Consider the following 23,757-nt stretch of genomic DNA (forward strand, 5'->3'; position numbering starts at 1 on the left):
TCTTCAACCTGCCACCACCGCATACCGCCGATCCAGCGCGCTGTACCCCAACCCCACGCTCTTGTGCACTTTCAACTGCACCGGAATCCGCTCTTTCAGTGCCTCAACGTGGCTGATCACGCCGATCATCTTGCCACTGGCATTCAACGCATCGAGTGCATCCAGGGCCACTTCCAGGGTTTCGCCGTCAAGGGTGCCGAAGCCTTCGTCGAGGAACAGCGAGTCAATACTGGTCTTGTGGCTGACCAGGTCGGACAGCGCCAAGGCCAACGCCAAACTGACCAGAAAACTTTCGCCGCCCGACAAGGTTTTGCAGTCGCGGGCAGCGTCGCCCTGCCAGGTGTCCAGCACTTCCAGCTCCAGCTCGCCGCTGCCGCGCCGGGCCAGTTGGTAGCGGCCGTGCAGGCGCTGCAATTGCTGGTTGGCCAGGTACACCAGGTGGTCGAGGGTCAGGCCCTGGGCGAACTTGCGGTACTTGGCGCCGTCGGCGGAACCGATCAGACCATTGAGGTGTTGCCACAGGTCGTGCTCGGCAGTCTTTTCGCCAATCGCGGCGAACAACGCCTGTTGGCCGGCGCGGCGGACGGCGTCACCTTGCAGTTGGTTGCGGATTTCGCCTTGGCGTTGGCTGAGCTGTTTGAGCTGCTCGTTGAGCAGCTCCAGTTGCTGGTCGAGCTGCTCGCTGTTGAGTTCGGTCTGCGGCGCGGCCTGCAGCTGCGTCAATGCCTGGGCACTGGCCGCCTGCAGCGCTTGCGCCTCGGTCAGGGCCTTGTCCAGCTGCTGCTTGAGTTGCTGCAGCTCGGCGTGTTGCTGGTCGCTGAGCAAGGCCGCCAGATAGTCGGCCTCGACGGCAAACGGGCTCAACACGAGCGCTTCATTCCAGGCCTGTTGCTGCTGCTGTAACTGGCCCTGCTCCTGTTCCAACAGATCGCGGAGGGTTTGCTGTTTGCCCAGCAGCGCGCTGACCTGCTGCAACGCCGCCGCGTACTGTTGCTCGACAGCGGCCAGACGCGGCACGGCATCATCGCCAGCCTCCAGCTCGGCAAACGTCACCGCCCCTTGCTGCTGCCAGCGTTGCTGCCAAAGCGCATACGCTTCGCTGGCCACCGTCAGCCCATGTTGCGCATCGCGCAGTTGCTCCTGAAGGTTCTGCAGGTGTTGCTGGCGTTGCTGGTACAGCGCCCATTCCTGCTCGCGCTCGGCCAGCCACTGCGCACCTTCTTCCGGCATGTCGTAGCCGAATTCGGCCAGGGCGGCGGCCAGGCGGCTGTGCTGCTCCTGTTGCTGCAGTTGCAGGCGCTTCAGTTGTTCGCCGAGGTCGGTGTGTTGCTGCTGATTGGCCTGCTGGTCTTTCGCCAACAGCGCCAACTGTTGGACGTGGTCGCGGTGCTGCGCCTGCGCTTGCTGGCTGGCAGTGCGCGCGGTTTCCAACGCGGACTTCAGGTGCTCCAGCGGGGCCAGGCGCTGCTGCAGCTGGCTGAGGTTTTGTTGGTGACTCGCCTGTTCAGCCTTCAGCGCCGCCGCATCGTCGAGTTGCACGCCCAGCGCCTGGCATTGCTCGGTCCAGAGTTGCGCCTGTTGTTGGCGTTCCTGCTCCACGGCGGCCTGCTGTTGGCTCTGCTGCTGCACGCGTTCGGTCAACGCCGCCAGCGCGCTGTTGAGTGCTTCACCCTGCTCACGCAGGGCATCGAGCTGGGCCTTTTTCGCCAGCAGTTCCTGCTCGGTCGCGGAGCTGTCGAGGGCTTGGTAAGCCGACACCGCCGGGTGCTCCAGCGAGCCGCACAACGGGCAGGGTTGCTGTGCCTGCAACTGCGCGCGGTACACCTCGAGGTCCTGAATCCGCTGCTCCTGCTCCAGCAGTTTTTCCTTATCGCGCACCTGTTGCTGCAGATCTTTGTACTGCTCGCGCATGGTGTGCAGCGCCTGATCTTTAGTGCTTTTCTGCTGCGCAAGCTCGGCCAGACTGGCCGTCAACTGCGCGGCCTGCTGGGTCAGCTGCTGACGTTGTTGGCCAATCTGCTGCAAGCGCTCCAGCCCATGCCCCTGAGTGAGCAGACGCTGACTCTGCTCGCGCAGTTCGCTTTCCGCCTGGCCGGCAAGCAACTGCTGCAACTGCCGTTGTTGTTCAGCTTCCGCTGCCTGGGCCTGCTGGACCTGCTGCTCGGCTACACCGACTTGGGCGCTCAGTGCCTGCAGTTGCTCAGCCAGAGTCGTTGCCGTTTGCAGCGTCTGTTGCTGGCGCTGTTGCTGGGCAGTAACGGCCTCCAGCAATTCGGTGCGGGCAGCAAACTGCGCACGCCAGGCGCCGAGGTTTTCCCCGAGCTGGCGCTGCTGGGGTTGTTCGGCCAACTGCTGACTCACGGCCTGCTGTTGTTCGCCCAGTTGGGTTACCTGAGCCTGACGAGCCGCCATGATCTGCTCGGCCAGTTGGCTGGCCAGCCAGAGGTTCTGCTGCACCTGCTCGCTGGCTTGGCGTTGTGCCTGCTCAGTGTTTTGCAGCTCAGCCTGGCGCTGCGCCACGCTGTTCAGTGCACGCTGCCAAGCGTTGTGCACCGGCTGCAGTTTTAATGCCGGCGCACACGCGGCGAGGCGCGCCAGTTGCGGCTGGGCGGCAGTCAGTTGCTGCTGTGCCTGTTGCGCCTGCTCAAGCGCCTGCTGTTGCTGCGCCTGGGCTTTGCTCAAGTCCTCACGCCATTGCCGCTGACGCAGTACCTGCTGTTGCTCCGCTACCAGGGTGGCTTCGCTCAACCCCAGCTGCTGCCCTTCCTCTTCCAGCGCCTGGCGCTGTTCATCACTCAGCAGCTCGACACCTTCGGCCCGCGCGCGCAGTTGCCCAAGCGCTTCACGCACCTCACGGGTGCGCTCGAACACACGCTGGGAAATCTGCCCATAGATGTCGGTGCCGGTCAGCTCTTCCAGCAGCTCGGCGCGCTGGTTGGCGTTGGCTTCGAGAAAGGCGGCAAAGCCGCCCTGGGCCAGGAGCATGGACTTGGTAAAGCGCTCGAAATCGAGGCCGGTGAGGCTCTCGGTCAGGCGGTACTTTTCATTGATCTTGTCGGTGAGGATTTCCCCCTCGCCGCTGGCGGCATCAACCTTGGCCAGTTCGACCTTGGGGGCCTGCAACGCGCCGTCACTTTTGTCCCGTGCCCGACGCTGGCTCCAGAACGCCCGATAGCGCTGCCCCTTTACTTCGAACTCGACCTCGGCCAGGCAATCGGCAGTGTGCCGGGTCATCAGTTCATTGGCGCTGGCCGATAGCGTGCTCATGCGCGGCGTGCGGTGGTACAGGGCCAGGCAGATGGCATCGAGCAAGGTGGTTTTGCCGGCGCCGGTCGGCCCGGTGATGGCGAACAGGCCGTTGTCTTTGAACGGCTCCGCGGAGAAGTCGATCTTCCATTCGCCCTTTAGCGAATTGAGGTTTTTCAGGCGCAGGCTGAGGATCTTCATTCATCGCCCTCCTGCAACTCGCTGACTACTTGGCGATACAGGCCTTGCAGGCGCTGCTGCAAATCCGCTTCCAGGGTCTCGCTGCTCAGGCGCTGGGCAAATACCTCGTCGGTGCTCAACTCGTCGAGGGTTTCCTTGGCGCTGCCCTGCAAGCTGGCCTTGGCCATGCCGCGTTCACGGCGGATGCGCAGGACCTCCACTGGCAGGCCTTCGGTCATCGCCTGGATGCGGCTTTGCAGGTCGCTCAAATAATCGTCGCCACTCACACACACTTCCAGCCACACCGTCTGTTCGGGCGTGCCTTGCTCGGCCGCGCTGGTGATTGCGCTTTGCAGTTCTTCAAGGTTGCCACGCACCGACACCAGGGCCTGCGAACGCGGCACCGCCAGCGCCTGAATGCTGTGCAACGCACGCCCGTGGAACTCCACCAGCAGCACTTCTTTACTCTGCTTGGCCTCATCGAAACTCAGCGGAATCGGCGAACCGCTATAGCGGATGTGCTCAAGGCCACCGACCTTCTGCGGCCGGTGAATATGTCCCAGGGCGATATAGGCCGCCGGCGGAAAGGCGCTGGTCGGAAAGGCTTCAAGGGCGCCAACATAGATCTCGCGCACCGACTCGCTGGCACTGGCGCCAACGGTGGTCAGGTGGCCAGTGGCAATGATCGGCAGCGCGCCACCGAGTTCGTCACGGCGCTGTTCGGCCAGGCTATACAGCTGTTGGTAATGGTCGTGAATGGCTTCCTGCAACGACAGCTGTTTGTCCTGCGCGCTTTGTCCGGCCTGGCTGCTCATGACATCGCGCGGGCGGATAAACGGAATAGCGCAGAGCACTGCCGCAGGGTTGCCGGCGCGATCCTGCAGCACCAGCAATTGTTCGTTGAGGTCGCGGGTTACCGAGGGAATCACCCGGGTGTTGAGGTGCGTCAGCAGGCTGCGGCTTTCGCCGAGCATGGCCACCGAATCATGGTTGCCACCCAGCACCACCAGTTGCGTACCGGTAGCGCGCAGGGCGACGATAAATTCGTTGTACAGCTCGCGGGCATAGCTGGGCGGCGCGCCGGTGTCGAAGATATCGCCGGCAATAATCAGCGCATCCACGGCATGCGCCGCACATTGTTCAATCAGCCATGTGGTAAAAGCCTGGTGTTCGGCCTGGCGGGTCTTGCCCATAAAATGCTGGCCAAGGTGCCAGTCAGAGCTGTGCAGAATGCGCATCCCGGTTTTATTCTCGCGGTTTTCAAGGCGCCAACCTTGGAGCAAAGTGCCCCCCTTGGCAAATCACAACGCGCTGCGGTGTCAGCGCATCGGAGCCTGTGCCTTATGACAGCTGTGAGCTACATCGACCTGTTGATCAGCGATTGCGATGGCGTGTTGATCGACAGCGAAATCGTTGCCGAGCGCCTGGTGCGCGAAGCCTTGGGCAAACTCGTGCCGTTGCAGGAACTGGAGCGGGTACTGCATGGCACCTTCGGCCTGCAGGCGCGCGACATTCTGGCCCGCGTGGAAGCGCATTTCGACATCAAGCTCGACGAGCCATTTATCCGCGATCTGTACCGCGGTACCGCTGCCCGCATCCACGACGACGCTCTGCCGATTGCCGGTGCGCGCGAGGCCTACATGGCCATCGACCTGCCGCTGGCGGTGGCCTCCAATAGCCACCTGGCCGGCATCGTGCACTCGCTGCAACGCTGCGAACTGACCCCGCGGATCGACAGCGGCATCTTCAGCGCCGAACAGGTACCACGGCCGAAACCGGCGCCGGACGTCTACCTGCTGGCGGCGAAAACCAATGGTGTCGCGCCACAGCGCTGCCTGGTGGTGGAAGACAGCAGCACCGGGGTGACCGCCGCGCTCACCGCCGGCATGCGGGTGATCGGTTTTCTCGGCGCCAGCCACATTCCGCCCGAGCATGGCGAAACGCTGCGGCAATTAGGCGTGGAGCATCTGATTCGGCATATGGATGAGTTGCCGGCGCTGGTGGAGCGGTTGCGACGCGAGCCGCCGAGGGATGTGTTGCCGTAGTGCCGTCATTCCAGCGCAGGCTGCGGTCCGACGATTCGGAATCCAGACGTTGTCAGGAGATCAGTGTCGGGCGATTCTGGGTCCCAGCCTGCGCTGGGACGACGGAGGTGTTGGTTAGAACGCCCAATCCTTCACCACCATATGGGTCTTCACTTTCTGCATGCCGGGGAAGTTTTCGATTTCGCCGCGAACCTCGGCCAGGCGCTGCATCGACGGCGCTTCGATGTACACCAGCATGTCGGTCTCGCCGCTGATGCCACTGATGCGGCGAATTTCCGGGTAAACGCGCATGCGCTCAACGTAGTTTTCGCAGCGCCCGCCGTTATAGAACAGCTCCAGATAACACTTCACCGCCACGCCTTGCGGTTCGGCGATGCGCGCGTGGTAGCCCTGGATCACGCCGCTTTGTTCCAACTGGCGGATGCGCTCGCTGACCGCCGAACGCGAAAGGTTGACCTCGCGGGCGATCTGGCTCACGGCTAGACGGGCGTCGGCACGCAACAGGGCGATGATCTGCTGATCGAACTTGTCCACAGGGAATCTCACGCAAAAGCAGGTTGACGGTGACTTCCGCCACTTTGCCGGGCAAAGCCGACAGTCTGTCTGGATCGCAAAAATAGCCAGCGACTTACCATGGGCTACGACGGACCGCAGAGCATACCCCATGAGTCGCCTGAACCAAGAATTGAGCCTGTTGCAGGGCATCGGCCTGCTGAGCACCTCCTTGCTCGGCACGGGCATTTTTGTTGTGCCGGCTTTGGCCGCCACGGCTGCAGGTGACGCCTCGCTGTGGGCCTGGCTGCTGTTGATCGTGTTGGTGTTGCCAGTAGCGTTCACCTTCGCCCAACTGGGCCGCCACTTTCCCCATGCCGGTGGCGCTCCGCACTTGATCGGCCGTGCCTTCGGCCCCCGTATGGAGCGCATCAGCGCCCTGCTGTTTCTCGCCGTACTGCCGGTCGGTCTGCCCGCCGCGCTGAATATCTCCACCGGTTTTTTCCAGGCCCTGTTCGCCATCGGCCGCGGCGAAGCCTTGCTGATTCAATTGGCCACCCTCGGCGCCATGCTGCTGCTCGGCCAGCGCCCGGCGAAAGCCTCGGGCATGGTGCAGGGCGCGATTGCCATCGCGATTATCGCCACCGTCGGTTTGATCTGGTGGGCCGGCGATCTGCCCCATGCCAACCAGCCGCTACTGCCAGAGCTCAACGGTTCCTGGCACCTGCTGCCGGCGGCGCTGGGGGTGATGTTCTGGTGTTTTGTCGGCATCGAAGCCTTCACCCACATGGGCGAGGAATTCAAACACCCGCAGCGCGATTTCCCGCTGGCCCTGTTGCTCGGCGTGCTGCTGGCCGGTCTGGTGTATTGGGCTTGTTCACTGGCGGTGCTGAGCTTCCATGCCTATGGCGATGTGAGCACCGATGCCGCCTCGCTGCCGCGCATGCTCGACCAACTGTTCGGCGCCAAAGCCCGCTGGCTCAGCGCGCTGATCGGCTACCTGGCCTGCTTCGCCTCGATGAACGTGTATGTGCAGGGTTTTGCCCGACTGATCTGGAGCCTCGCCGACGAAGGCAAACTGCCGCAGCCGCTGGCGCAACGTAACCAGCATGGGGTGCCAGCACGGGCACTGCTGCTGGTGGTGTTCATCTGCGCCCTGTGCGCCAGCCTGGCGGCGGTGTTACAGCTCTCGGTGGACCAACTGATTCGCTACGCCAACGGTAACTTTGTGCTGATCTACCTGTTCAGCATGGCGGCCGGCTGGGTGCTGCTCAAAGGCGTGTGGCGTTGGGTGGCGGCGTTTAGCGCGCTGCTCTGTGCACTGGTGATGGTGGCCCTGGGCAATGACGCCTGGTATGCCCTCGGCCTGTTGCTGGCGCTGGCGGCGCTGGACTTCATTCGCACCCGGCGCAACGCCACGCCACAGCACTCCGCGCACTAAGCAAGAGCATCGCGGCTAACCGGAGCGCCGGACCGCAGCGCCTACGGTTTGTGCATACGCGTAGGAGCGGCTTCAGCCGCGATGCTTTTGCTGTTCAACCTAAACCCGCGAGCAAAAAAAGAACTTGGCGGTTACGCTCTATCCACTCGGAGCGCTGCCAAGGAAAAGCGATGCGTCGGATTTTGCGTGACCTGAAAATAATGCTGCTGACCAACCTCTGGATCGTCCCGGTGGTCGCAGCGCTGGTTGGAGCCCTCTTCTATTTCGTTGCCCCGCCGCCGCCCATGCATGCACGCATGGCCACGGGTGCCGCCGGTGGCGGTTACCACGCCTTCGCGGAAAAACTCAAAGCCGAGCTGGATAAACAGGGCTTCGACCTGGAGCTGGTGGAAAGCAAAGGCTCGCAAGACAACCTCAACAAGTTGACCAAGGGCGAGGTTGAACTGGCCCTGGTGCAAAGCGGCCAGGAGCTCAGCATTGAGCCTGCCGAGCGCAGCAAACTCAACGGCCTGGGCGTGATGTACCGCGAACCGCTGTGGTTGTTCCTGGGCAAAAAAGCCAAGTTCGACCGCCTCGCCGACCTGATGAAAATGCGCGTGGCAATCGGCGTCGAAGACAGCGGCACCCAGGCGGTCACCGCCGCGCTGTTTGCGGCCAACCGAATCGAACCGGCGCAGTACCCGAAAACCTGGCAGGCGCTGGGCGGCGGCAAGGCGGCTGATGCGCTGATCGCCGGCGAGTTGGACGCCGCATTTTTCGTCGGCCCGGCGGAAAACCCACTGGTGCAGCGCCTGGCCGCCGACCCCAACCTGCAATTGGTCAGCCTGCGCCGCACGGCCGCTTACCTGGCGCGCCTGCCCTACCTGAGCGAACTGACGGTGGGCGAAGGCATGCTCGATATGGCGCAGAACACCCCCGACCACGACATCGTCACCCTCGGCCCGATGGCAACCCTGGTCAGTGGCGAAAACTTCCACCCCTCGCTCACCGCACTAATTCTGGAAGCGGCGAAAACCGTGCTGAAAAACGGCAGCCTGCTCGACCCCGCCGGTAGCTACCCGGCGCCGCCGCCGCTGTCGCTGCATACCCTGGACGAAGCCGACTACTACTACAAAAAAGGCCTGCCGATTCTGCAGCGCTACCTGCCGTTCCGCATCGCCTCGCTGGCCGACCGCTACATCATTCTGGCCATCCCGCTGCTGGTGTTGCTATTCCCGCTGTTCAAAGCCATCGGCCCGATCTACCAATGGCGCATTCGTGCGCGCATCTACCGCTGGTACAAGCACCTGCGCGAAATCGACCAGCAGCTGTACAAAGGCAAACTGCCCACCGACCTCAGCGCCGAGATCGCCCGCCTGGAAGGGCTGGAAGACGAACTGGCACGGGTCGAAGTGCCGCTTTCCTACTCCAACGAGCTGTACGAACTGCACATGCATTTGCGTTACATGATCGAGCGTTTGCAAGCCTTACAGCGGCGAAGGGCGACCCAGACCGAAGTGGTCGGGTAAACTGCCGGCCGCTCTGAAATTTGCACTTTGAAACGAGAACTCCATGCCGATCCGCCACTGCATCGTCCACCTGATCGAGAAAAAACCCGACGGCACCCCCGCCGTTCTCCATGCCCGCAGCAGCGAGCTGGCCGAGTCGCAGGCCATCGAGAACATGCTCGCCGACCTCAACGAAAGTTATAACGCCAAGCAGGGCAAGGCCTGGGGTTACTTTCAGGAAGAGTCGGGGGCGTTTCCGTTCAGTGGCTGGTTGCAGGAGTACCAGGCCGGTAGCCAGGACTTCACCGCCTTCAGTCGCCAGGCCGTTGAGCACCTGCAAAAACTGATGGAAGAGTCCAACCTGTCCACCGGCGGCCACGTGCTGTTTGCCCATTACCAGCAAGGCATGACCGACTACCTGGCCATCGCCCTGCTCCACCACAGTGAAGGCGTGGCGGTAAACGCCGCGTTGGACGTGACCCCGGCCAAACACCTGGACCTCGGCCAACTGCACCTGGCGGCGCGCATCAACCTGTCGGAATGGCAGAACAACAAGCAGTCCAAGCAGTACATCTCGTTCATCAAGGGCAAGAACGGCAAGAAGGTCTCGGAGTACTTCCGCGACTTTATCGGCTGCCAGGAAGGCGTCGACTCGCCAAGCGAAACCCGCACCCTGCTGAAAGCCTTCAGCGACTTCGTCGAAAGCGAAGACCTGCCCGAAGAACAGGCCCGCGCCAAGACCGACACCCTGGTCGACTACGCCACCAGCCAGGCCAAAATGGGCGAGCCAATGACGCTGCAAGAGCTGTCCGGCCTGCTCGACGAAGAACGCCCGAAAGCCTTCTATGACCATATCCGCAACAAGGACTATGGCCTGTCGCCAGAGATCCCGGCGGACAAACGCACCCTCAGCCAGTTCCGCCGCTTCACCGGCCGCGCCGAAGGCCTGTCGATCAGCTTCGAAGCGCACTTGCTGGGCTCGAACATCGACTACAACGAAGAGCAAGGCATCCTCACCATCCGCAACCTGCCGACGCAGCTGCGCGATCAGTTGAAGCGCCGCAAGGACTGAAGACAACAGATCAAAAGCTCGCGGCTGAAGCCCCTCCCACAGAAAACTCGATTCCTGGTGGGAGGGGCTTCAGCCGCGACGTTTTTGATCTTCGTTGGCCTCACACAATTGGCGATCGACCTCAGAAATCCTGCACGGTTGGACGCAGCAAGATATCGCTGATATCCACATCGGCCGGCTGTTCAATGGCAAAGGCAATCGCCCGTGCCACCGAATCGGCTGGAATCGCCATTTTGTAGAACTCGTTGAGGCCGTCGCTGCTGGCCTGGTGCGAGCTGCCGTGTTTCAACTCGGTGTCCACCGCGCCCGGGGAAATCACCGTGGTGCGAATCGCCCCGCCCACTTCATGACGCAGGCCATCACTGATGGCACGCACGGCGAACTTGGTGCCGCTGTACACCGTACCGCCCGGGCTGAATACCTTGTGCCCGGCAATCGAGGCGACGTTGATGAAGTGCCCGCTGTTCTGCTGTTGGAAGCGAGGCAGCGCGGCGGCGATGCCGTAGAGCAGGCCTTTGATGTTGATGTCGATCATACGGTCCCATTCCTCGACCTTGATCTCGCTCATCGGTGCGATGGACATCAGGCCGGCGTTATTGATCAGCACATCGACGCGGCCAAAGCTGTCGACCGCGCCTTGCAGCAGCGCTTCAACCTCGGCGCGCTTGGTCACGTCGGTGGCGTAGGCCACCGCCTTGCCACCGGCGGCGGTCAGTTCAGTGACCAGGCTGTCGAGGCGGTCTTTGCGGCGAGCACCGAGCACCACCGAAGCGCCCAGGGCCGACAGGTGACGGGCAGTCGCTTCGCCCAGGCCACTGCTGGCGCCGGTGATGACAACAACTTTTCCAGCGATGTTATTGCTCATGATGCAGTCCTCAAAATGTCGGGCCAGGGAGTTGGCTCCGGTTGAGGGCGAGTATGGGCAGCGAGCTTGCAACTGAAAATGGAACAGATAGGATTTGGCTATTCCATAAAATGGAACAAATCTGAGGAGGCCCCCACCGATGCTCAACCGCATGGAACTGCTGAAAATTCTCTGTGCCGCCGCCGAAGCCAGCAGCTTCCGGGAAGCTGCCACACGCCTGAGCATTTCGCCGCAAAGCGTGACCCGGGCGATTCAGGAACTGGAGCAGCAGTTCGGCGAAATCCTCTTTCACCGCAGCACTCGCCAGGTACAGATCACTGCCTTTGGCCAGAGCCTGGTGGCGCAGGCGCAGCAGACCCTGGCCAGCGTCGACCACTTGTTCCAACGCAACGCGCGCCACCCGAGCAATGAAATCAGCGGTCGGGTCGGCATCACCGCGCCGCACGCCATTGGCCGGCGTTTTCTGGTTCAGTTGTTGGTGCCACTGCTGCGCGAGCACCCGGGTCTGCAGGTGGAGTTGCGCCTGGAGGATGAGATGACCGATGCGGTCAGTGCGCAGATCGACATCGGCATTCGCGTTGGCATGATCCGCGACCGCCGTTATATCGCCCGGCCGATGGCCAAGGTGCCGCTGCATGTGGTGGCCAGTCCGCAATTGCTGGCCGCAAGCGGTACCCCGGCGAACATCGAGCAGTTGCACCAGCGGCCGCTGTCCGCCCTGATCGACCGCCGTAGCGGCAAACCCTGGCCGTGGCTGTTTGCCAATAACGAGCAACTGCTACCGGAGCTGGCGGCCTTTATCAGTGACGACGCAGAAGCCGAGTTGGAAGTGGTGCTGGCCGGCCTGGCCTTTGCTCAAGTACCGAGTTACCTGGCAGTGCCGTACCTGCGCAGCGGCGCCCTGGTGACGGTATTGGAGGATATCGCGCCGAGTGCCTGGGACTTGTTTATCTACCGGCCGCAGCGTGGCCCGGTGTCGCCGAGGGTGCGCCTGGTGTTCGACCACCTGGTGGCGCAGTTCAGCGACAAAACCCTGTTTCCCGAACAGCCTTAGGCCGGGGTCAGGCACTCCGGGCCATTGGCTTTCGGGTCGTTGACGAAATGCGCCAGCGCCCGCTCACGCAGCACCGGGCTGGGCTGGCAGAGCAATTCCTGCAGGGCCGGCAATGGTGTGTCATCCGCCAGCCAACGCGCCTGGCCCTCGGCATCGAGAATCAGCGGGCGACGCAAACCATTGGCCGGTTGAGTCACCACCGCCACGCTCAGGTAGGTGTGCCCCTCGACCGGAAACGCCTCCCACACTGCGGCGAAATACAGCGGCGAGGCTTCGGCGGTAATCCAGTACGGGCGCTTGCGCACCGAACCGCGCCATTCGTAAAAGCCATTGGCTGGCAGCAACGCCCGGCGCAGGCGAAAGGCATCGCGGAACATCGGCTGTTCGGCCAGGGTTTCGGCACGGGCATGGGCGGGGGTTTTCGACAGATCGGTGAGCCAGGGCGGAGTCAGCCCCCAACGGGCGCGCTCGGCCTGACGCTGGCCCTCGACCTGGCGCAGCATCAGCACCTGGCTATTGGGCGCGATGTTCCAGCCCGGCTGTTGGTCGGCGGGGAAACCAGGGGTTGCCGCCAGGGCGGGCGTCCAGCGAAACAGGGCGTAGCGTCCACACATCAGGAGAGGGGCTCATCTAAAAACAATCAATTAACAAAGAAGCACGCCCTGAAACTCCTCCGGCTCATCGCCCGGCAGCGGCTGCGCGGCATTGTACGCGGCGATCAGACCGCGTGCGTGCTCGGCCTGCTGATTGGGCACCATCAGGCCCAACAAACCCAAGGCCGGCAACTCCCCCGCTGCCCCGAGCAGATGCCCACCGGTCACGTGCACTTCCACGCCCTCGCTGGCCAGCATGCAGGTGAGCAATTCCGCTTCCATCAGATCCTGTGGCTCGTATATGCGCTGCATCAATCATTCTCCGCACGAACATCCAGATCCCAGCCATCACCGTCGGTACGCAGGTCGAACACGATTGGCCGGCAACACACCGGGCAGTCCTCAATGTATTGCTGGTCGCCACCGGACAGATCCAGCAGCGCCTCGGCCGGCTCACCGCAATACGGGCAATCGTAGAACTGGGTTTCGAGCATAGGGAACTCCGGAACGTCTCAACCTAGCGAAGCGCTATAGGAACAAGCGTAGAACACCACGACAGCCCCTTCGCAAAGGAAGTGCAAGGTCAGAAAAGCGCTGGCTCAGGTCCGCGATAACAGCTAGGAAATGGCAGCTTCGGTCCAAGGCTGGCTAATACCTCATCGCAGTCTCCCTGTGACTTGTAGGTATAATCACCGGTCTATTGCTGACCGTGCAGCCCCGCCGTGGCCTGCAAGGCGCCTTTCCACCGTAACCGCTAGCAGAACAAGAGAGCATGATGGGCGAATTCGATGCCATCCGACCGTACGCTGACGCCGAAGTCCCCGCTGTGCTGGAACGCCTGTTGGCGGACCCGGCGTTTTTGCAGATCATCACGCACTTCCGCTTTCCTCGCCTTTCCCGGCATTTTTCCTGGCTGCTCAAGCCGCTGATAGCCCATCGCCTGCGTGCGCAGTTCGCCTCGATCAACTCGGTGGCGGCGTTGCAGGACAAGGTCGAGGTGTATGTCGACCGCAGTATTGAACAGGCCACCGATGGCGTGACGTACAGCGGCCTGGAGCACCTCAAGGCGGGCAGTGCCTATCTGTTTCTGGCCAACCACCGCGACATCGTGATGGACCCGGCTTTCGTCAATTACGCGGTGTACCACGCCGGCTTGCCGACGCCGCGCATCGCCATCGGCGACAACCTGCTGCAAAAGCCCTTTGTCAGCGACCTGATGCGTTTGAACAAGAGTTTTATCGTGCACCGTTCCCTGAGCGGCCGGCGCGAAAAGCTGGCGGCGTTCCAGTTGCTGTCGGCCTATATCAATCACTCGATTCGCAATGACCACGAGTCGATCTGGATCGCCCAGGCAGAAGGCCGCGCCAAGGACGGTGACGACCGCACCGATTCGGCGATTCTGAAAATGTTCCATATGAGCCGCAAGGACGAAGCCTTCGCCGAGGTGATTGGCGGGCTGAATCTGGTGCCGGTGTCGATCAGTTACGAGTACGACCCCTGCGACCAGGCCAAGGCCCGCGAACTGTTTATCCGCGCCAGCACCGGCAGTTACGAGAAGGCGGCCGGTGAAGATGACAAGAGCATCGGCCTGGGTATCACCGGCTATAAGGGCCGGGTGCACTTGAACTTCGCTCCGCCGGTGGTCGACGGCTTCGAGGACAGCAAACAGTTGGCGGTGGAGATGGACCGGCAGATTCTCAGCGGCTATCGACTGTTCCCGGCGCATTACCTGGCCTATGCGCAGTGGGCCGACCGCGATCCGAGCTTGCAGGTGCCGGACGCCACCGAGCTGTTCCCGGCCGAGGAACTGACGGCGGCGCAGCAGGAGTGGCAGAAGCGTCTGGACGCTTGCCCGGCTGAGCAGCGGCCGTTTCTGGTGGTGCAGTACGCCACACCGGTGCGCAATCAGTATCGGATCAAGGCTGGCCTGCCGTTGTAAGGCGCGGCCCGCAACAAAAAAGGCGGCCCCGGTTTCGGGTGCCGCCTTTTTTATTGAATCAAGAATATTGGCTCAAGCGCATCGCGGCTGAAGCCGCTCCTGCAAGGGCAACGCTTAGAACTGGGTGCTGAACCAGGACACCAGCAAGGCGATGCCCAGGCAGGCGTAGCCAAAGCTGATGAAGAAACGATTGAGCTGCAGGGTAGAGGCATCAAGGGTCGAAAGTTCGGCGTTCTCAGCCACTTCGCTGTCCGCTAGCAGGCCGGCAATGGCGCGGCGTTGGCGAATGTGGGTGGCGATCAACAGCCAGCTGCCGGCGACGGCGAAAAATAGCGCCAGGGCATTGATTGACTGTGCGGGGTGGGACAACGCAAGAGAAAACAGCGCCTGCAACGACATCTACAACCTCGGCTTCAGAGCCTGCGAAAAGGGCTCTGGATGGATCTGCGCCGCCCGGTTCGGGGCGCTACGGCGGCGGATTCTACCGAAGCCCAAACAGCCTGCACGGCTTTCCGACGAATGCCTCAGGCCGTCATCAGCGCGTCAAACAGGCTGGCCAGACTGGCGCCCTACCTCGACTGGCAAGAGAGCTTGATATGTTGCACGCGCACAACCAGGACCCGCTCTATCTCATCAACCCCAGCGATGAGCAGTCGGCTTTGATCGACGCCCTGGCCTTCAATGTGCAGGACCGCCACTGGCTGGTGTATTGCGCCCTCGGCGGGCATGAACACCAGGACCTCCCGGAAGTGGACCCGCGCACCGGGCGCAGTTTGCCGTTGTGGTACGAAGCGGCCTGAAAACCTGACCACCGCCTAAATCTTCCCCGCGACTACTCGTATGTCCTTGGGGAGGGCTGCGTCTGCGCAGCCTCAAGGCCAGCTGCCGTGCGCCCAGCACCGCCCCCGATTTGCTACAGTCCGGGCCACAACAACAAAAAGCTCGGAAGCTACCCATGCGTAAACTTTCTATTGCCGTACTGGTTTTGCTACTTATCGGTTTCGGGGTGTTTTTCAGCCTGCCCAGTTACCTCGACCGCACGCTCAACAGCGTGGAAAACCCGGCCCCCTACCCGGCCAACGAGCAGGCCGAAACCCTGCACAAGACCCTGTTCATCGCCGACCTGCACAACGACGAACTGCTGTGGCAGCGCGATATCCTCAAGCGCGTGAGTTATGGCCACTCCGACCTGCCGCGGCTGATCGAGGGGCGAGTAGCGTTGCAGGTGTTTTCCACCGTCACCAAAACCCCGCACAACCTCAATTACGAATCCAACGGCAGCGACAGCGACGACATTACCCTGTTGGTGATGGCCCAGCGTTGGCCCACCGCCACTTGGAAAAGCCTGCTGCAACGCGCCCTGTACCAGAGCCAGAAACTGCACGAAGGCGCAGCCAATAGCGACGGCAAGCTGGTGGTGATCAGAACCCGCGGCGATCTGGCTTCCTTTATAGAAGCGTGGAAAAAAGACCCCAACCGCGTCGCCGGGATCATGGCCACCGAAGGCCTGCAGGTGATCGAGGGCAAGCTGGACAACGTCGACCGCCTGTATGACGCCGACTTCCGCATCGCTGGTCTCACCCACTTCTTCGATAACGAAGTCGGCGGTTCGGCCCATGGTCTGGCCAAGGGTGGCCTCACTCCACTGGGCCGTCAGGTGATCACTCGCCTGGAACAGAAAGGCATGCTGGTGGACCTGGCGCATGCCTCGCGGCCGTTGATCGACGATGTACTGGCCATGGCCACCCGCCCGGTGCTGGTTTCGCACACAGGGGTCGAGGGCACCTGCCCCGGTACCCGTAACCTCAGCGATGCACACATCGAGAAAATCGCCGCCACCGGCGGAGTGATCGGCATCGGCTTCTGGGAAACCGCGGTGTGCGAGACCTCAGTACCGGCGATCGTCAAAGCCATTCGTTACACCGCCGACAAAGTCGGCGTGGCCCATGTGGCGCTGGGCTCGGACTTCAACGGCACCATCCACGCACCGTTCGACAGCACTGGCCTCGCGCAGCTGACCGAAGGCCTGCTCAAGGCCGGCTTCAGCCAGGCAGACATCGCCGCGATCATGGGTGGCAATGTGCAACGCCTGCTGCTGCAAACCCTGCCGCAGAGCTGAGCAAAGGGGAAAGAACGTTCGCCGCGCTCGGATGTTTAGGCAGTTGCCTGCAACATTTCGCCGCACCGCCTTATTGCTTTACACTGGCGGGCGTTCATTCCTTAACCAATTGAAGAGATTCCCGTGCTCAAAGCACTCAAGAAAATGTTTGGCAAAGGCGAAGGCGAGCTGCCGGCGCCTGTCCCTGCCGCCCCCTCTTCCGCGTCCACCCCTGCCGTAGACAGCCCCCGCCAGGCCAAACCGAGCCAGCCGCGGCAACCACGCGCAGCAAAAACCGAGCGCACTGTCGCGACTCCAGCGCCAGCCGAAAGCGCCACCAGCACCACCAGCCATTCAGAAAAACCCCGTCGGGCCCGTCCGGCGCCGGTGGTGAGCACCTGGAAACTGGAAGACTTCGTGGTTGAGCCGCAAGCCGGCAAAACCCGTTTCCATGATTTCAAGTTGTCCGACGAGCTGATGCACGCCATCCACGACCTGGGTTTCCCGTACTGCACGCCGATCCAGGCCGGGGTTCTGGGCTTCACCCTCAAGGGCCAGGACGCCATCGGCCGCGCTCAGACCGGTACCGGTAAAACCGCCGCCTTCCTGATCTCCATCATCACCCAGCTGCAGCAAACCCCGGCGCCGAAAGAGCGCTACATGGGCGAGCCGCGCGCGCTGATCATCGCGCCAACCCGCGAGTTGGTGGTGCAGATCGCCAAAGACGCCGAGTTGCTGACCAAGTACTCGGGGCTGAACGTGATGTCGTTTGTCGGTGGCATGGATTTCGACAAGCAGCTCAAGCAGCTCGAATCGCGCTTCTGCGACATTCTGGTGGCCACTCCGGGTCGCCTGCTGGACTTCGCTCAGCGCGGCGAAGTGCACTTGGACATGGTCGAAGTGATGGTGCTCGACGAAGCCGACCGCATGCTCGACATGGGCTTCATCCCGCAAGTACGCCAGATCATCCGCCAGACCCCGCCGAAGAACGAACGCCAGACCCTGCTGTTCTCCGCGACCTTCACCGAAGACGTGATGAACCTCGCCAAGCAGTGGACCACCGACCCGGCAATCGTCGAGATCGAACCGGAAAACGTCGCCAGCGACACGGTCGAGCAACACATCTATGCCGTGGCCGGCAGCGACAAATACAAGCTGCTGTACAACCTGATCACCCAGAACAACTGGGAACGGGTGATGGTCTTCGCCAACCGCAAGGACGAAGTGCGCCGCATCGAAGAGCGCCTGATTCGTGACGGCGTCAGCGCCGCGCAGATGTCCGGCGACGTGCCGCAGCACAAACGGATCAAGACCCTGGAAGGCTTCCGCGAAGGCAAGATCCGCGTGATGGTTGCCACCGACGTGGCCGGCCGCGGCATCCACATCGACGGCATCAGCCACGTGATCAACTTCACCCTGCCGGAAATGCCGGACGACTACGTGCACCGCATCGGCCGTACCGGTCGCGCGGGCGCCAGCGGTGTGTCCATCAGCTTCGCCGGTGAAGATGACTCGTATCAGCTGCCGGCGATTGAAGAGTTGCTCGGGCGCAAGATCAATTGCGAGACGCCGCCGACCGAGTTGCTGACGCCGGTGCCGCGAAAGCACTGACCGTCGCCCCACAAAAAAGCCCGTCCATGTGACGGGCTTTTTTTGCTCGTTGCGTTATTCGCCCCAACGCTCGGCGGCGTCTTTATCGCTGCACTTGCCTTCCACCCAACGCGGCCCTTCGGGCGTGTCTTCCTGTTTCCAGAACGGCGCGCGGGTTTTCAGGTAGTCCATGATGAACGCGCAGGCGTCGAAGGCGGCCTGGCGGTGGGCGCTGGTGGTGGCAACGAAGACGATCGGCTCGCCCGGTTCCAGGCGACCAATGCGGTGAATCACCTCGACCTTGAGCAGCGGCCAGCGCTGGCCGGCTTCGTCGGCGATCTTGCCGAGGGCCTTTTCGGTCATGCCAGGGAAGTGTTCGAGGAACATCCCGGACACCTCGCGGCCATCGTTGAAGTCGCGCACGTAGCCAACAAAACTCACCACCGCGCCAACGCCGGCATTGGCGGCGTGCATGGCATTGAGTTCATGGCCTGGGTCGAAAGCCGCAGTCTGCACGCGAATGGCCATCTCAGCCTCCGGTCACGGTGGGGAAGAAGGCCACTTCATCGCCGTCGGCCAAGGGTTCGTCGAGGCTGCACAGTTCCTGGTTGCGGGCGCACATCAGGTTCTGTTCGGCCAGTACCTGCCACACCCCACCACGGGCCAGCAGGTGCAGGCGCAGAGCGTCGAGGGTGGTGAAGGCGCTGGCATCGTTCAATTGCTCGGCGTCGATACCCAGGGCTTCGCGGTACCGGGCGAAATACTGCACGCGAATCATCGCTGGTCCTCGCCGGCTTTGAAGTGGCCGCTCTTGCCGCCGAGTTTTTCCAGCAGACGCACCGACTCGATAACCATGCCGCGGTCGACTGCTTTGCACATGTCGTAAATCGTCAGGGCAGCGACGCTGGCGGCGGTCAGGGCTTCCATTTCTACCCCGGTCTGCCCGGCCAGTTTGCAGCGCGCCTGGATGCGCACGCAGTCATCGCCCTCGGCGCTCAGCTCGACTTTGACGCTGGTGAGCATCAGCGGGTGGCACAAGGGGATGAGGTCGGAGGTTTTTTTCGCTGCCTGAATACCGGCAATACGCGCCACGGCGAACACATCGCCCTTGGGGTGGCCGCCGGCCTGGATCATCTGCAGGGTCTGCGGCTGCATACGCACCCGCGCTTCGGCCACGGCTTCACGGGAAGTCACCGCTTTGTCGGTGACATCGACCATATTGGCGCGGCCTTGGGAGTCGAGATGGGTTAACACGGGGGTGCTCCGTTGGAAGAGCGGCGATTGTAAACCCGTGGGTCAGATTTTGGTCAATGACCACAAAATCAAAAACATCGCGGCTAAAGCCGCTCCTACAAATTGTGCGACCCCGTAGGAGCGGCTTGAGCCGCGATGCGCTTTCAACGAGCCAACGCGGGCGCTACCGCCGCCTTGGGCTTCCTGAACACCAGCACATTCCCCAGCATCACCAACACCAAGCCCATCAACGCCGGCGCTGTCCATTGGTAGCCCTCGACGAACGCCGAGATATTCAACGCCACCACCGGAAACAGCACGGTGCAGTAAGCCGCCCGATCCGCGCCCATGCGCCCCACCAATGTCAGGTAGGCGGTAAAGCCAATCACCGAACCGGGAATCGCCAGGTACACCAGCGACCAGAAGTACTGCGGCCGCCAATCAATGCTCAACGGAGTGCCGCTGAGCAGGCAGTAGCCAGTCAGAATCAGCGCGCCATAGAGCATGCCCCAGGCGTTGGTGGTCAGCGGCCGCAGGCCGGCTTTCTGTTGCAGGCTGGAAAGCATGTTGCCGGCGGAAAAACACAGGGTGCCGAACAGCGCCAGCGCGAGGCCCATCAGGGTTTCGCGGCTGGCCTGGTGGCCGGCCAGTTCCGGCCAGAACAGCAGCGCCAGCCCGGCCAGACCGAAGGCGCCACCGGCAAGCACGTTGACGGCAATGCGCTGGCCAAAGAACACCCGAGCGTTCAGCGCGTTCCACAGCGTGGCCGTGGAAAACACCACGGCGATCAGGCCGCTGGGGATCCACTGGCTGGCGGTGTAAAAGCACAGAAAGTTGACGCAGAACAGGCACAGCCCCTGGGCCAGGCACAGCAGTTGGCCACGGCGGTTGACCGCTTGCAGGCGGCGGCTGAGCAGCAGAATGGCAAACAGCACCAGCGCCGCCAAGCCGAAGCGGTAGGCGATGGACAGCGCGATGGCGACGCTGCCCACTTGCAGTTTGATGGCGATCCAGGTGGTGCCCCAGATAAGGACGGTCAGCAGGTACAACGACAGGTTCATGGCAAAGCTCCTGAGCAATGCCGGCAGTCTGCGTAACCGGTGGTCTGCGCGCTTGCAGAAACTTGCGCTTATTTGCCCCGGGCGGCTGGCAGCCGCGCGTGCGCGCGTTAGCATAGGCGCCACAGTCAGCTTGCCGACGGCCGCGCTCGATGTCCCAGCTTCCGCACATTCAGGTGTTCCAATCGCTCAACAGCTCGCCCCATGCGCAGCTGGAGCATTGTGCCGAGTTGGGTGATGGCCTCACCGCCGCGCTGTGGAGCAATTACCACGACGCCCGCGAGTACCAGAGGCCGAGTCATCACACCCTGTCGTGCTACCTGGCCGGCGGTACCGGCACCTTCCGCCGCGACAACCCAGGCGCCAAGGGCGGGCCGGGCAAGCTGTGCATTATGCCGGCCGGTCACGATTCGTCCTGGGTGATCAATGGCGATATCCGCCTGGCGCACCTGTACATCAGCCCCGAGCGTTTTGCCCTCAGCGCAGTCAGCTTGCTGGACCGCGAGCCACGGGAAGTGGAATTGCGTGAAAGCACCTTCGTCGACGACCCGGTGCAGGCGCAGCTGTTTCGCCAGCTCAGCGCGTTGAACTGGAACGAGCCGGGCGAGCGTTTGCTGACCAGCAGCCTGGCCCATGAAATGCTCAGCCACGCCCTGCTGCATCAGGTGGGTCAGCGGCAGAATCTGCGCTTGAAAGGTGGTTTGGCGCCGGGCTTGCGCCGGCAGTTGCGCGATTACATCGAAGCGCACCTGAGCGAGCCGATCAGCCTGGGGCAATTGGCCGGAATAGCGGCGTTATCGGAATACCACTTCGCGCGGATGTTCCGCGAAAGCTTCGGCGTGCCGCCGCACCGTTACCTGTTGGCACGGCGGCTGGTGCGAGCGCAGCAGCTGTTGAAGCAAACCACCCTGCCCCTGGGCGAAGTGGCGCTGGCGTGTGGTTTTGCCAGCGCCAGCCATTTCAGCACCACCTTCCGCAATGCCCTGGGCGCGACGCCTGGGGAGTATCGGTTGGCGCTGCGGTAAGCGTTTTTTGTGGGAGGGGCTTTAGCCGCGAGATGTTGATCTTAAAAGCTCGCGGCTAAAGCCCCTCCCACCAGTTTCTGCGTTTGTTATGCCAACAACGCCAACAAACCACCCAACGGCAGCAAGCCACCGATCGGCAGCACCCAGCGGTTACGCCAGGCCATCAGCAGGCCGACGGCCAGGCCGGCGAGCATCAGTTGCAGCAGGCCGGTGATGATGCCCATGTCCGCCGTCAGCTCGGCGATATTCAGGCCCATGGCCACTGCCAGCAACAGGGCGCCGACCGCCCGTAAGCTTCGAGTGCGGGCGGTGGACGGTGCGCTGCTGAGCAGTGCTTTGTGATGACGGGACATGGCCAGGCACAGGGCGGTCATGCCCAGGTAGTTGAGACCGAATGCGAGGAACAACATCAGACGCCCTCCTCGACCAGTTCACGCCGTTCACGTTTGCTCCGCGCCTTCACCGGCGCCTCTTTGGCCACCCGCGGCCACCAGGCCATCTTGGCGCACAGCAGGCCGGCGGCGAAGATCGCCAGGTCGATGCCCGGCACACGCCAGTCACCCCGTGCAATGGCAGCGCTGAGGGCGCCCGGTTGGCCGGTGAGAACGTCGAGCGCTGGCACGCCGAGTGCCAATACCGCGCCGACGGCGAACAGGTCGCGCCCTACCCGGCCGCTGTTACGGCGGACCACAGCCCACAGTGCCACGGCGACCCACACAGCGATGAAGACGTAGGCTTCCCAATGGTCGCGCAGGTTGACGGTAGCCGGAATCAGGCGGTTGCCGTAGAGCAGGCCGAGGCTGGCAATCGGCAGGCCGCCGATCACTGCGCCGTTCATGGCACGGACAAAGCCGATGCCCCAGCCGCCCTTGGCTTCGCGCTTGCGCAGCCACACTTGCAGGCCACCGACCACCATGGCGCAGCCCATCAGGCCCAGACCCAGGTACAGCCAACGAACAATGGCGCCGCCGAACTGAGCCATGTGCACATTGGTCAGCCAGGCATACGCGGTGTAGCCGGGCTTGTAGGGTTTCTGTTCGTGGAGGAAGGCGCCGGTGGTGGCGTCGTAGGACATGATCCACTGGAAGTCGACCACGCGGGAGCGGTCGTAGCGGCGAATGTCCACCACGGCGCCTTTGTCGCCTGGGTGGTGCACGCTGATCCAGCCCAGTTCAGTACCGCCCTGATCACTGGCAGCCCAACGCCGCTTGGCGTCGAGCACCAGCTTGTCGATGGAGGCGGCATGGTCGGTTTTGCGCTTGAGCTCTTCGCGGCCGAACTGGCCCTGCACTTCGGAGAACATCTTTTCGATGTCGCCCTTGTAGCCGACCTTGAGCCCGGCGGGCATATAGAAGGTGACGAAAATCGCCAGGCCGGTGTAGGCGATCAGCAGGTGGAACGGCAGGCCGACTACGCCGAACAGGTTGTGCGCATCCAGCCAGGCGCGCTGGCCATTGGCGTCGGGGCGCAGGGTGAAGAAGTCTTTGAAGATACGCCGGTGAATGATGATGCCGCTGACCAGCGCCACCAGCATGAACATCCCGGCAATCGCGACGATGTACATGCCGAGCATGCCGCCAAACAGGTTGTAGTGCAGGGTGAACCAGAAATTGCCGCCGAGGGTTTTCGGCAGAGCTTCGCCGGTTTGCGGGTCGAGGGTGAAGCTGACAAACGGCTCCAGCTCGTTTTGCGGCTCGTAACCGGCATACCAGTAGGGTTGGCGGTCATCTGGCGGACGCATCCAGATGGCGTGCGGCGGTTTCGGTGCCTGCTTTTGCACCCAGGCACTGACCTGGTCGAGGCTCAGGCTGGTTTCGCCGACCGGGTGCAGGGCCGGGCGCATCCACACTTCCAGCTCTTTGTCGAAGCAGGCAATGCTGCCGCCGAACAGAATCACAAACAGCAACCAGGACGGCAGCAGGCCGCCCCAGGTGTGCAGCCCGGCCATGGCCTGGCGCAAGCTTTTGTTTTTTACCGTAGTCACCGAAGTGTTATCCGCCGAACTCATCGCCGTGCTCCAAAATCACCTGCCAGCAGGGCTGCCAGCGCCAACACCACGCTCAACCCCACCAGCACCAGCCAGGCCCGCGAGGCGGACCGGGCAGCGAAGGTATAAACAATAGCCGTGAGGTAGACGATAAAACTCGCCAGGCTGGCGAACACCACGCGGTCACTGCGCACCAGCGGCAGGTAGACGGTCAGGAACATGGTGCTGGCATACGCCAGGCCATAGCCGGCGAAAATTGCCGCGACGATGCGCGAACCCAAGGCCAGGCCCGGAGATGTGCTCCAGGCCTTGGCGGTGGTTTTGGCAGAAATAACGTTACTCACAGGACTCC

25 protein-coding genes are annotated in these 23,757 nt (G+C 62.6%); 10 read left to right on the forward strand and 15 right to left on the reverse strand.

Annotated features, from left to right (window positions below):
• Window positions 1-3 precede the first annotated feature (3 nt).
• Together C8K61_RS09530 and sbcD are read right to left on the reverse strand one after the other, a co-directional pair.
• Window positions 4-3,447, reverse strand: a complete 3,444-nt coding sequence (locus C8K61_RS09530; RefSeq protein WP_108096009.1) for an AAA family ATPase — start codon at window positions 3,445-3,447, stop codon at window positions 4-6.
• Window positions 3,444-4,664, reverse strand: a complete 1,221-nt coding sequence (gene sbcD / locus C8K61_RS09535) for an exonuclease subunit SbcD (RefSeq protein WP_108096010.1) — start codon at window positions 4,662-4,664, stop codon at window positions 3,444-3,446. The genes C8K61_RS09530 and sbcD overlap by 4 nt, the downstream gene beginning before the upstream one ends.
• 105 nt (window positions 4,665-4,769) lie before the next feature.
• On the opposite strand from sbcD, the gene C8K61_RS09540 reads away from it, so the two are divergent.
• Complete coding sequence (locus C8K61_RS09540; RefSeq protein ID WP_108096011.1) at window positions 4,770-5,471, forward strand: HAD-IA family hydrolase; 702 nt, start codon at window positions 4,770-4,772, stop codon at window positions 5,469-5,471.
• A 114-nt stretch (window positions 5,472-5,585) separates the two neighbouring features.
• Here C8K61_RS09540 and C8K61_RS09545 read toward each other — a convergent pair whose 3' ends face one another.
• On the reverse strand, window positions 5,586-6,005 hold the full coding sequence (locus C8K61_RS09545; protein WP_108096012.1) for an Lrp/AsnC family transcriptional regulator: 420 nt from the start codon (window positions 6,003-6,005) through the stop codon (window positions 5,586-5,588).
• Window positions 6,006-6,135: 130 nt separating this feature from the next.
• On the opposite strand from C8K61_RS09545, the gene yjeH reads away from it, so the two are divergent.
• From yjeH to yejK, 3 genes are all read left to right on the forward strand, one after another.
• Window positions 6,136-7,404 (forward strand): L-methionine/branched-chain amino acid transporter, encoded by a 1,269-nt coding sequence (yjeH, locus tag C8K61_RS09550; protein WP_108096013.1) that lies wholly within the window; start codon window positions 6,136-6,138, stop codon window positions 7,402-7,404.
• A gap of 170 nt (window positions 7,405-7,574) precedes the next feature.
• Window positions 7,575-8,912 (forward strand): TAXI family TRAP transporter solute-binding subunit, encoded by a 1,338-nt coding sequence (locus C8K61_RS09555; RefSeq protein ID WP_108096014.1) that lies wholly within the window; start codon window positions 7,575-7,577, stop codon window positions 8,910-8,912.
• Between the two features lie 43 nt (window positions 8,913-8,955).
• Window positions 8,956-9,963: a nucleoid-associated protein YejK gene (gene yejK / locus C8K61_RS09560; RefSeq protein WP_108096015.1), complete on the forward strand. Its 1,008-nt coding sequence runs from the start codon at window positions 8,956-8,958 to the stop codon at window positions 9,961-9,963.
• Between the two features lie 121 nt (window positions 9,964-10,084).
• On the opposite strand, the gene C8K61_RS09565 is transcribed toward yejK, so the two are convergent.
• Complete coding sequence (locus C8K61_RS09565; RefSeq protein WP_108096016.1) at window positions 10,085-10,828, reverse strand: SDR family oxidoreductase; 744 nt, start codon at window positions 10,826-10,828, stop codon at window positions 10,085-10,087.
• A gap of 139 nt (window positions 10,829-10,967) precedes the next feature.
• Between C8K61_RS09565 and C8K61_RS09570 the strand changes: the two genes are divergently transcribed.
• Entirely contained in the window at window positions 10,968-11,882 is a 915-nt protein-coding gene (locus C8K61_RS09570; protein ID WP_108096017.1) for a LysR family transcriptional regulator, read from the forward strand.
• On the opposite strand, the gene C8K61_RS09575 is transcribed toward C8K61_RS09570, so the two are convergent.
• From C8K61_RS09575 to C8K61_RS09585, 3 genes are read right to left on the reverse strand one after another with little or no spacing between them, the layout of a single operon-like run.
• Window positions 11,879-12,496: an SOS response-associated peptidase gene (locus C8K61_RS09575; protein ID WP_108096018.1), complete on the reverse strand. Its 618-nt coding sequence runs from the start codon at window positions 12,494-12,496 to the stop codon at window positions 11,879-11,881. The genes C8K61_RS09570 and C8K61_RS09575 overlap by 4 nt on opposite strands.
• Window positions 12,497-12,526: 30 nt before the next feature.
• Complete coding sequence (locus C8K61_RS09580; protein WP_108096019.1) at window positions 12,527-12,787, reverse strand: putative signal transducing protein; 261 nt, start codon at window positions 12,785-12,787, stop codon at window positions 12,527-12,529.
• Entirely contained in the window at window positions 12,787-12,969 is a 183-nt protein-coding gene (locus C8K61_RS09585; protein ID WP_108096020.1) for a CPXCG motif-containing cysteine-rich protein, read from the reverse strand. The genes C8K61_RS09580 and C8K61_RS09585 overlap by 1 nt, the downstream gene beginning before the upstream one ends.
• Window positions 12,970-13,247: 278 nt before the next feature.
• Between C8K61_RS09585 and C8K61_RS09590 the strand changes: the two genes are divergently transcribed.
• Window positions 13,248-14,414, forward strand: a complete 1,167-nt coding sequence (locus tag C8K61_RS09590; protein WP_108096021.1) for a 1-acyl-sn-glycerol-3-phosphate acyltransferase — start codon at window positions 13,248-13,250, stop codon at window positions 14,412-14,414.
• 114 nt (window positions 14,415-14,528) lie between these two features.
• On the opposite strand, the gene C8K61_RS09595 is transcribed toward C8K61_RS09590, so the two are convergent.
• On the reverse strand, window positions 14,529-14,813 hold the full coding sequence (locus C8K61_RS09595) for a hypothetical protein (protein ID WP_108096022.1): 285 nt from the start codon (window positions 14,811-14,813) through the stop codon (window positions 14,529-14,531).
• A 197-nt stretch (window positions 14,814-15,010) separates the two neighbouring features.
• On the opposite strand from C8K61_RS09595, the gene C8K61_RS09600 reads away from it, so the two are divergent.
• From C8K61_RS09600 to rhlB, 3 genes are all read left to right on the forward strand, one after another.
• The gene (locus C8K61_RS09600; protein WP_108096023.1) at window positions 15,011-15,214 is read left to right on the forward strand and encodes a hypothetical protein; all 204 of its coding nucleotides are present in this window, start codon (window positions 15,011-15,013) and stop codon (window positions 15,212-15,214) included.
• A gap of 155 nt (window positions 15,215-15,369) precedes the next feature.
• The gene (locus C8K61_RS09605) at window positions 15,370-16,533 is read left to right on the forward strand and encodes a dipeptidase (RefSeq protein WP_108096024.1); all 1,164 of its coding nucleotides are present in this window, start codon (window positions 15,370-15,372) and stop codon (window positions 16,531-16,533) included.
• A gap of 123 nt (window positions 16,534-16,656) precedes the next feature.
• A complete protein-coding gene (gene rhlB, locus C8K61_RS09610) occupies window positions 16,657-18,123 on the forward strand; it encodes an ATP-dependent RNA helicase RhlB (RefSeq protein WP_108096025.1) in 1,467 nt (488 codons plus the stop codon).
• A 54-nt stretch (window positions 18,124-18,177) separates the two neighbouring features.
• Here the strand turns inward: rhlB and moaE are convergent, their stop codons facing one another.
• The 4 genes from moaE to C8K61_RS09630 all read right to left on the reverse strand — a co-directional run bounded on the left by moaE (window position 18,178) and on the right by C8K61_RS09630 (window position 20,396).
• The gene (gene moaE, locus C8K61_RS09615) at window positions 18,178-18,630 is read right to left on the reverse strand and encodes a molybdopterin synthase catalytic subunit MoaE (protein WP_108096026.1); all 453 of its coding nucleotides are present in this window, start codon (window positions 18,628-18,630) and stop codon (window positions 18,178-18,180) included.
• A 1-nt stretch (window position 18,631) separates the two neighbouring features.
• Window positions 18,632-18,880 carry a MoaD/ThiS family protein gene (locus C8K61_RS09620; RefSeq protein WP_108096027.1) on the reverse strand — a complete coding sequence of 83 codons (249 nt, stop codon included), beginning with the start codon at window positions 18,878-18,880 and terminating at the stop codon, window positions 18,632-18,634.
• Window positions 18,877-19,356, reverse strand: coding sequence for a cyclic pyranopterin monophosphate synthase MoaC (gene moaC, locus C8K61_RS09625; RefSeq protein ID WP_108096028.1), 480 nt, complete (start codon window positions 19,354-19,356; stop codon window positions 18,877-18,879). The genes C8K61_RS09620 and moaC overlap by 4 nt, the downstream gene beginning before the upstream one ends.
• 143 nt (window positions 19,357-19,499) lie before the next feature.
• Entirely contained in the window at window positions 19,500-20,396 is an 897-nt protein-coding gene (locus tag C8K61_RS09630) for a DMT family transporter (RefSeq protein WP_108096029.1), read from the reverse strand.
• A 149-nt stretch (window positions 20,397-20,545) separates the two neighbouring features.
• On the opposite strand from C8K61_RS09630, the gene C8K61_RS09635 reads away from it, so the two are divergent.
• Window positions 20,546-21,418 (forward strand): helix-turn-helix domain-containing protein, encoded by an 873-nt coding sequence (locus C8K61_RS09635; protein ID WP_108096030.1) that lies wholly within the window; start codon window positions 20,546-20,548, stop codon window positions 21,416-21,418.
• 86 nt (window positions 21,419-21,504) lie between these two features.
• Here C8K61_RS09635 and C8K61_RS09640 read toward each other — a convergent pair whose 3' ends face one another.
• The 3 genes from C8K61_RS09640 to C8K61_RS09650 are packed head-to-tail and all read right to left on the reverse strand — an operon-like array spanning window position 21,505 to window position 23,737.
• Complete coding sequence (locus tag C8K61_RS09640) at window positions 21,505-21,828, reverse strand: DUF3325 domain-containing protein (RefSeq protein WP_108096031.1); 324 nt, start codon at window positions 21,826-21,828, stop codon at window positions 21,505-21,507.
• On the reverse strand, window positions 21,828-23,426 hold the full coding sequence (locus tag C8K61_RS09645) for a PepSY domain-containing protein (protein ID WP_256589397.1): 1,599 nt from the start codon (window positions 23,424-23,426) through the stop codon (window positions 21,828-21,830). Before C8K61_RS09645 ends, C8K61_RS09640 begins: the two co-directional genes overlap by 1 nt.
• Entirely contained in the window at window positions 23,423-23,737 is a 315-nt protein-coding gene (locus tag C8K61_RS09650; RefSeq protein WP_371919983.1) for a DUF3649 domain-containing protein, read from the reverse strand. Before C8K61_RS09650 ends, C8K61_RS09645 begins: the two co-directional genes overlap by 4 nt.
• Window positions 23,738-23,757: the final 20 nt, after the last annotated feature.

Source organism: Pseudomonas sp. GV071 (assembly GCF_003050835.1).
Classification (GTDB): Bacteria; Pseudomonadota; Gammaproteobacteria; order Pseudomonadales; family Pseudomonadaceae; genus Aquipseudomonas.

Bases quoted from the DNA above. Each gene is read 5' to 3' on its own strand.
- C8K61_RS09635 (WP_108096030.1), top strand. From the start codon at position 20,546: ATGTCCCAGCTTCCGCACATTCAGGTGTTCCAATCGCTCAACAGCTCG.
- moaE (WP_108096026.1), bottom strand. From the start codon at position 18,630: ATGGCCATTCGCGTGCAGACTGCGGCTTTCGACCCAGGCCATGAACTC.
- C8K61_RS09600 (WP_108096023.1), top strand. From the start codon at position 15,011: ATGTTGCACGCGCACAACCAGGACCCGCTCTATCTCATCAACCCCAGC.
- C8K61_RS09555 (WP_108096014.1), top strand. From the start codon at position 7,575: ATGCGTCGGATTTTGCGTGACCTGAAAATAATGCTGCTGACCAACCTC.
- C8K61_RS09620 (WP_108096027.1), bottom strand. From the start codon at position 18,880: ATGATTCGCGTGCAGTATTTCGCCCGGTACCGCGAAGCCCTGGGTATC.
- C8K61_RS09630 (WP_108096029.1), bottom strand. From the start codon at position 20,396: ATGAACCTGTCGTTGTACCTGCTGACCGTCCTTATCTGGGGCACCACC.
- C8K61_RS09530 (WP_108096009.1), bottom strand. From the start codon at position 3,447: ATGAAGATCCTCAGCCTGCGCCTGAAAAACCTCAATTCGCTAAAGGGC.
- yjeH (WP_108096013.1), top strand. From the start codon at position 6,136: ATGAGTCGCCTGAACCAAGAATTGAGCCTGTTGCAGGGCATCGGCCTG.
- C8K61_RS09640 (WP_108096031.1), bottom strand. From the start codon at position 21,828: ATGTTGTTCCTCGCATTCGGTCTCAACTACCTGGGCATGACCGCCCTG.
- C8K61_RS09605 (WP_108096024.1), top strand. From the start codon at position 15,370: ATGCGTAAACTTTCTATTGCCGTACTGGTTTTGCTACTTATCGGTTTC.
- C8K61_RS09565 (WP_108096016.1), bottom strand. From the start codon at position 10,828: ATGAGCAATAACATCGCTGGAAAAGTTGTTGTCATCACCGGCGCCAGC.
- sbcD (WP_108096010.1), bottom strand. From the start codon at position 4,664: ATGCGCATTCTGCACAGCTCTGACTGGCACCTTGGCCAGCATTTTATG.
- C8K61_RS09540 (WP_108096011.1), top strand. From the start codon at position 4,770: ATGACAGCTGTGAGCTACATCGACCTGTTGATCAGCGATTGCGATGGC.
- C8K61_RS09590 (WP_108096021.1), top strand. From the start codon at position 13,248: ATGATGGGCGAATTCGATGCCATCCGACCGTACGCTGACGCCGAAGTC.
- C8K61_RS09585 (WP_108096020.1), bottom strand. From the start codon at position 12,969: ATGCTCGAAACCCAGTTCTACGATTGCCCGTATTGCGGTGAGCCGGCC.
- C8K61_RS09575 (WP_108096018.1), bottom strand. From the start codon at position 12,496: ATGTGTGGACGCTACGCCCTGTTTCGCTGGACGCCCGCCCTGGCGGCA.
- C8K61_RS09645 (WP_256589397.1), bottom strand. From the start codon at position 23,426: ATGAGTTCGGCGGATAACACTTCGGTGACTACGGTAAAAAACAAAAGC.
- C8K61_RS09595 (WP_108096022.1), bottom strand. From the start codon at position 14,813: ATGTCGTTGCAGGCGCTGTTTTCTCTTGCGTTGTCCCACCCCGCACAG.
- C8K61_RS09580 (WP_108096019.1), bottom strand. From the start codon at position 12,787: ATGCAGCGCATATACGAGCCACAGGATCTGATGGAAGCGGAATTGCTC.
- yejK (WP_108096015.1), top strand. From the start codon at position 8,956: ATGCCGATCCGCCACTGCATCGTCCACCTGATCGAGAAAAAACCCGAC.
- C8K61_RS09570 (WP_108096017.1), top strand. From the start codon at position 10,968: ATGCTCAACCGCATGGAACTGCTGAAAATTCTCTGTGCCGCCGCCGAA.